The organism is Streptococcus sp. GMD6S (assembly GCF_000297015.1).
This window is the reverse complement of sequence record NZ_AJRH01000114.1, coordinates 1-1,952: the sequence shown is the minus strand read 5'-3', so window position 1 is coordinate 1,952 and position 1,952 is coordinate 1. Positions and strand designations below refer to the sequence as shown.

Sequence of the window (1,952 nt, the reverse complement as noted above, 5' to 3'; positions counted from 1 at the left end):
CTGAAAAAATTGAGGGAAGAGCAGTTAGCTATCGTAGAAGCTCAGATTCAAGCGAGGGAGAATTGGTTAAATCAAATCAAAGATTTCTTTACACTGAATTGGGGGAAAGCTTTCTCTGAGAAGACCATCCTCTACAATACCAAGTCTCAAATCGAGTCAGGTATTCAGGATTTGGATGACAAGATTGAAAAACTAGAATTTTTTGTCTCAGAGGTTTCCCAGTATTTCAGCGATAGTCTAGAAGTCCTTAGCTTAGCGATTCAAGGAGCTACGCAACTAAGTAAAGTCATTGTCGATAGCGATGGCAACTACTATGCGGACGGTCTGGACATGAGCTGGGTGCAAAAGATGAAGGATGTGAAGATTGTTTCGCATGCAAAAAGAGATTTTCAAGATTCAGAAACTCGTGCAATCAATAAAGCTTCTAGGGATATGATGCTATCGGACGATGGTGATGCCTACTATCGTGCCGAATTAAAGAAGCGCTTAAAAGGCCATGACAAGTCCGAATGGGATAAAATAATTGACGACTACAATCACACTCTTAAGATTGATGAGACAGGGAATATCATTGAAATTCATTCCTTGGAACAAGGCTATGTCGTTTTAAAAAATGGGAAATATGATGCTGACTATACTCATTTGGTTAACAAAAAGCTTGATGAACTAAAAGCCCAAAACTTTGAAGCAAATTCAGTCGAATTTTGGAGTGGAGTAGCTCAAATTTTCTCTGGATTGGGAGTTTACTTTGCGAGTGGAGCCCTAGAAGTCTTGAGTGTAATGGCTGGTCCGCCAACAGCAGGGACAAGTATCGTAGCTGGTACCGCAGCATCTGTAACAGGGGTTCAATATGGGAATGTACTGATAGCTAGTGGAGCAGTAACTAGCTTATCAGCTATCACAAAGACAGCCTTACAAAATGGCGAAATTCAGGTTGATTATTCCAGTAACTATGACAGCTGGAAGGCAAATAAACCGACGAGTAAGTCTTTTGGAAAAAAGATTTCTGGACGAGTTAACGGTAAAAAAGTCGATAATATTCGAGTTGATGCGGAGCCAGATAGTGGGAAAATCCAAGTTCAATCGGGGAGTGGAAAGTCAGGTTATAACCTCGACATAGATATTGAAGCCTCAACTATTTCAAGTAGGCAGGATATTGTAAACTGGGTAAATGAACAATCTGAACTAAATGGACTTGGAAAAGGAGCTAAAGAAGAAGTTATCAAAAATATGTGGAAAGCTTTTAAATACTTGACGCAATAAGGAGTGAACAATGAAATTATATTTAAAAGGTGATTATACAAAAAGAGTACCTTATGGTTATTTAGAACTAGCTGGTAAAATGTGGTTTCCAGAAGATGAGCAAATTTCTTACTCAAATGCTGGGAACAATGATGCATTACAAGAAGATTTTTTCTCAAATTTATCCTTGAGGAAAGGCACTGCCGATAAGAGATGGTCTAGTGTCCCCCTAAAGGAAGGGGTACGAAGACTCTTTTCACATATTAAGGAAAGTATTGAAATTAATTTTGAAGATGCATTTGCTACGGATTATAATGAAAAGGGAGACTATCTCCGTATTTTAACCACCCATCTAGAAGTTTTGACAGTTGATAAACGAGCTATGTACATTATGGCGCTTGAGATTGCAAAGGTGATTGATGGGCAAATTAGCGAGGATAATAAGAAGACATGGCTAACAGTCGAGGAGTTTAGGAAAAAGCACGAGGCTATTCTATCTCTAACTTTTGAAGAAGCAAATGAACTAAGTTTGACTGAAATTCAAACGATGGATGTGGTAGACGACCCTCTTTGGGAGGAAGAAGCCAATCGTCGAAAAGAATATATACTAGCACATGGAGGCGATATCTCAGATTTATGAGACTATATATCAAAAGTGATTTTACGAAAAAAATAGACTTCACAACTAGAGAGCTTGTTTGGAAGATGTG

2 protein-coding genes are annotated in these 1,952 nt (G+C 38.6%); both read left to right on the top strand.

The window, feature by feature from the left end; all coding sequences use genetic code 11:
* A partial coding sequence (locus tag GMD6S_RS12740) for a hypothetical protein (RefSeq protein ID WP_000663797.1) occupies positions 1-1,263 on the top strand: 1,263 nt, incomplete at its 5' end.
* Between the two features lie 10 nt (positions 1,264-1,273).
* Positions 1,274-1,882: a hypothetical protein gene (locus GMD6S_RS08885; RefSeq protein WP_000780960.1), complete on the top strand. Its 609-nt coding sequence runs from the start codon at positions 1,274-1,276 to the stop codon at positions 1,880-1,882.
* Positions 1,883-1,952: the final 70 nt, after the last annotated feature.

Coding starts and splice junctions, on each gene's coding strand:
- GMD6S_RS08885 (WP_000780960.1), top strand. CDS start 1,274: ATGAAATTATATTTAAAAGGTGATTATACAAAAAGAGTACCTTATGGT.